Here is a 7305-nt window from a genome sequence, read left to right as displayed (position 1 = left end):
TATTCTTGAAATCATGTGCCAAACGAAGTGTAGTGTCAGCGGTCATATTTACTCCCGTTCTACCCGGAACGTTATATAAAATGATCGGTAAAATGCTTTCTTCCGCTATCGCCTTGTAATGTTGGTATATTCCTTCTTGTGTAGGTTTATTGTAATAGGGGCAGACTGATAAAATAGCGTCAAAGCCTTTGCTGTCAAACTTCTTTAGGTCGTTTATAAGCTCTAATGTATTATTTCCTCCTAATCCTGCTACAAGTTTTACGCGTCCATCAACATGTGATATCGTAGTCTCCCAAACCGCTTTTTTCTCGTCGCTGCTCAAGGTAGCCGACTCGCCAGTAGTTCCTAATGATACAATGTACTCAACACCGCCATTGATAATATGATCTATCACATTTTTTAAAGCAGCGTGATCAACAGTTCCATCAGTTTTAAATGGAGTGATGATGGCTACTCCCGTTCCATGAAACTTGTTCATTTATTTTTATCTATTTTTTTGATTTTAATTGAAAATGTCTCAATATTAAGAGGATTTTTTAAATATTCAGGCATTTTCTTAAAATTATTGCAACATTTTGATTAAATCTTCATCAGAAATGATTGGAATTTGAAGTTTTATTGCTTTTTCAAGCTTCGCAGGCCCCATATTGTCGCCAGCAACTAAATAGTTCAGTTTTGGTGAAATACTGCTCAATATTTTTCCCCCATTAGCCTCAATCAAGTCTTTTAACTCATCGCGACTATAATCTCCAAATACCCCCGAAATAATAAATGTCTTGCCCTCAAATGTATTGCTCTCTAAAATAATACTTTTATGCAAGGATTCAAACTGTAATCCATGATTCCTCAAGGCTTCAATCTGCTCAATATGTTTGGGATCCTTGAAATATTCAATCAGACTCTCTGCAATGCGCTCACCTATCTCATCTACGCTTTTTAGTTCCTCAAAGCTTGCACCCATCAATTGGTCGATATTTTTAAAATGTGCCGCCAGCTTCTTCGCCACTGTTTCTCCCACATACCTAATTCCAAGTCCGAAAAGTACCTTTTCAAACGGCATAGCCTTCGATTTCTCAATACCTTCAATCATATTATTGATCGATTTCTCACCAAATCGATCCATCTGCTTTAATAAATCTACCTTCTGTTCTAAAGTGTATAAATCGCTAATGTGCTTTACAAATCCTCTTCTGTAAAATGCATCAATGGTTTCATCGCCCAATCCATCAATATTCATCGCCTTACGGCCAATAAAATGCTGCATTTTGCCTATAATTTGTGGGGGACAACCTTCATCATTGGGACAGTAATGAACGGCTTCTCCTTCTTTACGGATGAGAACTGTCTCACATTCGGGACATACATCAGGATAAACAACTTTTATTGCTCCTAGGTCGCGTTTTCCAGTATTTACAGCAATTATTTTGGGGATAATCTCGCCACCTTTCTCCACTAAAACAGTATCACCCAAGTGTAAATCTAAACGTTTAATTTCATTGGCATTGTGCAAAGTGGCTCTTTTAACTGTAGTGCCAGCCAATAAAACGGGCTTTAAATTAGCTACTGGAGTTACAGCTCCAGTTCTCCCAACTTGATAAGTCACCTTTTCTAAAATGGTTTCTACCTCTTGTGCCTTGTACTTGTAGGATATCGCCCATCGAGGAGATTTAGCGGTAAAGCCTAATTCTTGCTGCTGACTAAAACTATTGACCTTGATTACTATTCCGTCAATGTCATAACTCAATCCAAATCGATGCTCATCCCAATAATTGATAAATTCTAAGACATGATCAATGCTTTTGCATAATTTGGTGTGCTCACATACATGAAAACCCCATTTTTTTACAGCCTCTAAACTCTCCCAATGGGTGCTGAAATTATTCTTATCGCTGTATAAAAAATATAAAAAGCAATCTAATGGTCGCTTAGCAACTACCGCCGAATCTTGCATTTTTAATGTTCCAGATGCAAAATTTCTAGGATTCGCAAATGCTAGTTCATTGTTTTCAATACGCTCATTATTAAGCTTTTCAAATGCTGCTCGATGCATAAATATCTCACCTCGAATATCAAATGATTCGGGTAAGGATTCTCCCTTTATTGTTTTAGGTATGCTGCGTATAGTCTTTACATTATTCGTTACATCATCTCCCTGTGTCCCATCTCCTCGCGTAACTGCACGTATCATTTTTCCATTTTCATACGTAATGTTAATGGATAATCCATCGAACTTTAACTCACATACATACTCAAAATCATTGCCAATCGATTTTCGAACACGCTCATCAAATTCCTTTAAATCTTGTTCATTATAGGTGTTCCCCAAGGATAACATCGGCCATTTATGCCTTACCGTTTCAAATTCCTTGGTGATGTATCCGCCAACTTTGATAGTCGGCGATTCTGGATCTAAATATTCAGGGTACTCTTGCTCTAATTTGGCTAGCTCTTCAAGCTTTTTATCGAATTCAAAATCTGAAATTTCTGCTTGTGCTAATACATAATATTTGTAATTATGCTCATTTAGCTCTTTTACAAGGCTTTCAATCCGTTCTTTTATTTCAAATAGTGACATGGAGCGAAGATAATTTTTTCAATTGATAATTTGAATTTGACAGCCAATTTGTTCTCCCTTTCATTCCAAAATTAATCTATTTGAGAATTATTTATATGCTAATTTATTTTATGTTGATGGGGCTATTACCAGACTGATTTCATCATATATTTCCATATAATTTTCCTTCAATAATTCATGGTATTCAATAAGTATTGCCGAAAGATTTTGCATTTGCTCCTCATTCAATGGATCTTTCCAAATACGCATGCAAATACGATTTAAAGCATACATGATGTTTTCGCTTTGGCGATAGCTGTTCAGGTAATTCGACTTTATGAATTTCTCAAAAAATGTAAAGAAATGATCCGTATCATTTACATTGTTTATTTCTAGAAATCGTTGTAGTAATTTTCTATCTGATTGGCGTAGGTGGACATATAAATCTTCGGCATCCAAATGATTTTCTGTTAGTAAGGTGCTATCGAGCATCAACTCTAAGGAAATATGGGCTAAAAACGAGGGTCTTACAACCGAATTTTCTAAAGCAGGAATGATTAAATCTCGAATGGCATGGGTATGCCCATGAAAAAAATTGGAATTGTGAAAATGGCGATCAACTGCTAAATGTCGCTTCCAACCCGTTAAAATAGAATGTTCAACTTGACTATCATACAGTTCAATCTTTTTTTCTGGATGTAAATTCCAATCCTTTCTCGCATTTTTTACTAAATCTGGCAAAATAGTGCCCAACACCAAATGTGGGTCTTCACTATGCCGGTCGAAGTAAAAGTGAGATAGGAAATTCATTTTTTCTTTCTTTAGGATGGAATTAATACCTATTCTGTAGATATACCTAATGTTATAAAAATACGAAAATTTTACGATGCATGGGTTTTATCAATTCTGCTATATTTGTAGCTCTAATGAGCCTTAATATAAAATGAACTTTGTAGAAGAATTACGCTGGCGAGGAATGCTGCACGATATCATGCCCGGAACGGAAGAGGAGCTGAATAAAAAAATGACCTCTGGGTACATAGGTTTTGATCCTACAGCAGATTCGCTGCATGTGGGACACTTAACGCAAATTATGACCCTCATACATTTTCAAAGAGCAGGGCATAAGCCTGTAGCTCTTGTTGGTGGCGCAACCGGTATGGTTGGCGATCCTTCTGGGAAATCGGCAGAGCGTAACCTACTCTCAGAAGATGTTCTTAACCATAATGTGAAATGCCTCGAAAGTCAGCTGAAAAAATTCCTCGACTTTAACTGCGGTGCCAATAGCGCCGAAATGGTGAATAATTACGATTGGTTTAAAAACTTTAGTTTCCTTGATTTTATTCGCGACGTGGGTAAACACCTAACCGTCAATTATATGATGGCTAAAGACTCTGTAAAAAAGCGTTTGGAAGGCGAAACGGGAATGTCTTTCACTGAGTTTAGCTACCAACTTGTGCAAGGTTATGATTTCTACTATTTATGGAAAGAAAAGAATTGCCAAGTACAAATGGGTGGTTCTGATCAATGGGGTAATATTGTTACCGGGACCGAATTAATCCGCCGTAAGGGTTCTGGGAACGCTTTTGCAATTACAACTCAATTGATTAAAAAAGCAGATGGTACCAAGTTCGGTAAGACTGAAAGTGGTGCAGTATGGCTCGATCCTGCTAAAACTTCTCCCTATAAATTTTATCAGTTTTGGCTAAATACTACCGACTCCGATGCTAAAAGCTGGATTCGTATTTTTACGCTTAAATCACAGTCAGAAATTGAAGCTCTTGAAAAGGAACATGATCTTGCTCCACATTTAAGAATCTTGCAAAAGGCTCTTGCTGAGGAGATTACTATCCGTACTCACTCGCAAGAAGCACTACAAACTGCTCTCAAAACATCCGATTTTTTGTTTGGCAACGGTACCCTCGAATTCCTGAACTCACTCTCAAAAGAGGATGTTCTCGAAGTTTTTGAAGGTTTACCTCAATTTACTATTTCTAGAAATGAGCTTGCAGGAGGTATCAATGCAACAGATCTTTTGGCCGAAAAAACAAGTGTTTTCCCTTCAAAAGGGGAAGCCCGAAAAATGATTAGTGGGGGAGGGGTATCTATAAATAAGGAAAAAATTGCTGATCCTGCGCTTATTCTTACTACCGATAACTTAATAAATGGCGAGTTTTTGGTCGCGCAAAAGGGTAAAAAGAACTATTTCTTGATTAGTGTTGGATAAACTAATTCTGGTTCTGCATTATTCATTTATCGGTGCCTAAATTAACATAATGTTTATGCAAGAGCAGATTATCGATTATCATAAAGCCCAACTAATTGAGTCTGAGCTTCAAATTAAACGCTTGGATAGACAAATTAATGTCTATTCATTTCTGCGCCTTTTTGCCCTAGCATTTGCTTTAATCATTTTTTATCAATGTATTAAATACGATCAAATTTGGCTTTCCATTCTGACCGTTTTTCTCTTCATTCTCGGATTTTCGTGGCTCGTTTCAAAACAAAGTGCCTTCCAAAAGCTTAAAAAATATGTTAGGGCTTTGGCTGATGTTCACGCTAATGAACTCAATAGCATCGATAGAAAAGGGTCTTTGTATTCAGATGGTTCGACCTTCACAGATGACCTACATCCTTACTCATCAGATTTAGATATTTTTGGAAAATCTTCCCTCTTTGAGATGATAAATCGCTGTGCTACAGTCCTTGGAAATACTATTTTAGCAAATTGGCTTCTTAAACCTAGCTCTACCCTTGATATCAGAGAACGCCAGGAAACACTAAAAGAATTAAGTGACAAACTGAAATGGAAACATAATTTTCAAGCAGTTCTTCTCTTTGCTAATACTCCTTCCGAAGATAAAGTGAAGGATTTATTTCGCTATTTAGAGGCTAAAGCCGAAGATTCGCCGAAGTGGATAAAATACTATGCTAACATTGCTCCTTGGCTCTTTCTATTCTTTTCAATTGGGACTTTCTTTGTTCCTTATTTATCCCTAGTACTTTTTGTTCTCCTTGTTTTCAACTTTTTTCTTAACCAAAATTTTAATGCTCGGATTCTAAAAACAGATAGTATTATTGGTAAAATGAGTAATATTCTTACTCAATTTTCGGAGGCTATTAAAGCGATTAAGACTGAAGAGTGGACTTCAGATTTGGCTAAGAAATTAGCCTCAGATCTAAAAAATAATGAAAATGCTAAGTTTTCTGAACAGATTAAACGTTTTTCACTATTAATAAATCATTTAACATTCGGGCTGACTAGTATTGGTGTTATTCTAAACGCTGTTATGATTTGGAATATCCGTCAATTATTTGCTATTGAGGATTGGAAAAAGCAAAATCATGGTAATTTGAAGGAGGCTTTCGACTTAATTGCAACCTTTGAAGCGCTAATTAGTCTGAGTAGCCTAAATAGTAATTATCCTGATTGGTGTTTTCCCACTATCCAGGAAGGGGAACATTATACGCTAAATACCAAAGATGTTGGACATCCATTAATTTCATCTCAAATTCGCGTGACTAATAATTACAGCTTGAAGGATGAATTAAAGATTGATATCATTACTGGTTCAAATATGGCTGGTAAAAGTACTTTTCTGCGAACGCTCGGTATAAATACTGTTTTGGCTTTATGTGGTGCACCATGTTGTGCAAAAGAGATGACATTAAGTAGAATGATGGTATTTTCTTATATGCGTATCCGCGATTCTTTAAATGAAAGTACCTCCACCTTTAAAGCTGAATTAGATCGATTGCAGGCATTATTGAAAATTCTAGAGGGACCAGAAAAAATCTTCTTTTTAATTGATGAGATGTTACGTGGTACAAACTCAATTGATAAATACTTAGGTTCTAAAGCGGTTATTGAGCGCTTGATTGCCCAAAATGGTGTAGGAATTGTAGCAACCCATGACTTACAAATTGCCGAACTCGAAAAAGATTATCCCAATTATATCCGTAATTTCTATTTTGATATTCAGGTGGAAGGGGAGGAAATGCACTTCGACTATAAGCTTAAACCCGGCGAATGCAAAACCTTCAATGCCTCTTTATTACTTAAGCGAATCGGCATCTATTCTGAAAAGGGATAATCAAAGCCTTTCAGAATTTGCAACCATAAAAAATCCCTTAAAATCAATGATTTTAAGGGATTTTTTTAAATTCAGTTTTTCAATCTTATCTGACAACTCTCAATTGAGATGTGAGATGTGAGATGTGAGATGTGAGATGTGAGATGTGAGATGTGAGATGTGAGATGTGAGATGTGAGATGTGAGATGTGAGATGAGGAGCATTGAATCTCAAATATTATCTCCGCCCAGCTTAACTGTCAACTACCAACTAACAACTCTCAACTGCTAACTGCTAACTGACAACCGATAACTCCCAACTGATAACTCTCAACTCCCAACTGCCAACCGATAACCGACAACTGCCAACTGACAACTGATTACAATTTCTTTATCTCAATATTTCTATACCATACCTCATCTCCATGATCTTGAAGTGAGATTTTTCCAGATTTGTACGTTGCAAATCCTGGCATGGTATTAAACTTACTTCCAGCAACCATCTTATTCCATTGTTCATCCCAAATAGTGGTTGATACAACGTTTACACCGTTCATCTTGAAGTCAAGCTTGCCATTGTTTGAAATGATTTCAACTAGATTCCATTCACCTACTGCTTTAACGGGCTCTGAACTGCTTGCAATTAGGTCATAAAGGTCGCCAGCACGATGTTTATTGA

At 36.7% G+C, this 7305-nt stretch carries 6 protein-coding genes; 2 read left to right on the top strand and 4 right to left on the bottom strand.

Annotation, left to right across the window (positions count from 1 at the left end; genetic code table 11):
* From ACIQ0D_RS10430 to ACIQ0D_RS10420, 3 genes are all read right to left on the bottom strand, one after another.
* A partial coding sequence (locus tag ACIQ0D_RS10430; RefSeq protein WP_395805355.1) for a dihydrodipicolinate synthase family protein occupies positions 1-478 on the bottom strand: 478 nt, incomplete at its 3' end.
* 84 nt (positions 479-562) lie between these two features.
* Positions 563-2575: an NAD-dependent DNA ligase LigA gene (gene ligA, locus ACIQ0D_RS10425; RefSeq protein ID WP_395805353.1), complete on the bottom strand. Its 2013-nt coding sequence runs from the start codon at positions 2573-2575 to the stop codon at positions 563-565.
* Between the two features lie 108 nt (positions 2576-2683).
* Positions 2684-3364 (bottom strand): hypothetical protein, encoded by a 681-nt coding sequence (locus tag ACIQ0D_RS10420; protein ID WP_395805351.1) that lies wholly within the window; start codon positions 3362-3364, stop codon positions 2684-2686.
* A 133-nt stretch (positions 3365-3497) separates the two neighbouring features.
* On the opposite strand from ACIQ0D_RS10420, the gene tyrS reads away from it, so the two are divergent.
* Positions 3498-4781: a tyrosine--tRNA ligase gene (gene tyrS, locus ACIQ0D_RS10415; RefSeq protein ID WP_395805349.1), complete on the top strand. Its 1284-nt coding sequence runs from the start codon at positions 3498-3500 to the stop codon at positions 4779-4781.
* Positions 4782-4836: 55 nt separating this feature from the next.
* On the top strand, positions 4837-6648 hold the full coding sequence (locus ACIQ0D_RS10410) for a DNA mismatch repair protein MutS (protein WP_395805347.1): 1812 nt from the start codon (positions 4837-4839) through the stop codon (positions 6646-6648).
* 358 nt (positions 6649-7006) lie between these two features.
* Here ACIQ0D_RS10410 and ACIQ0D_RS10405 read toward each other — a convergent pair.
* Positions 7007-7305: DUF1080 domain-containing protein (locus ACIQ0D_RS10405; RefSeq protein WP_395805345.1), on the bottom strand; the 299-nt coding region annotated here is incomplete at its 5' end.

Origin of the sequence: Daejeonella sp., assembly GCF_044342615.1 — a bacterium.
Classification (GTDB): domain Bacteria; phylum Bacteroidota; class Bacteroidia; order Sphingobacteriales; family Sphingobacteriaceae; genus Daejeonella.
This window is presented reverse-complemented; position numbering and strand designations above follow the sequence as displayed.

Coding starts and splice junctions, on each gene's coding strand:
- ligA (WP_395805353.1), bottom strand. CDS start 2,575: ATGTCACTATTTGAAATAAAAGAACGGATTGAAAGCCTTGTAAAAGAG.
- ACIQ0D_RS10420 (WP_395805351.1), bottom strand. CDS start 3,364: ATGAATTTCCTATCTCACTTTTACTTCGACCGGCATAGTGAAGACCCA.
- tyrS (WP_395805349.1), top strand. CDS start 3,498: ATGAACTTTGTAGAAGAATTACGCTGGCGAGGAATGCTGCACGATATC.
- ACIQ0D_RS10410 (WP_395805347.1), top strand. CDS start 4,837: ATGCAAGAGCAGATTATCGATTATCATAAAGCCCAACTAATTGAGTCT.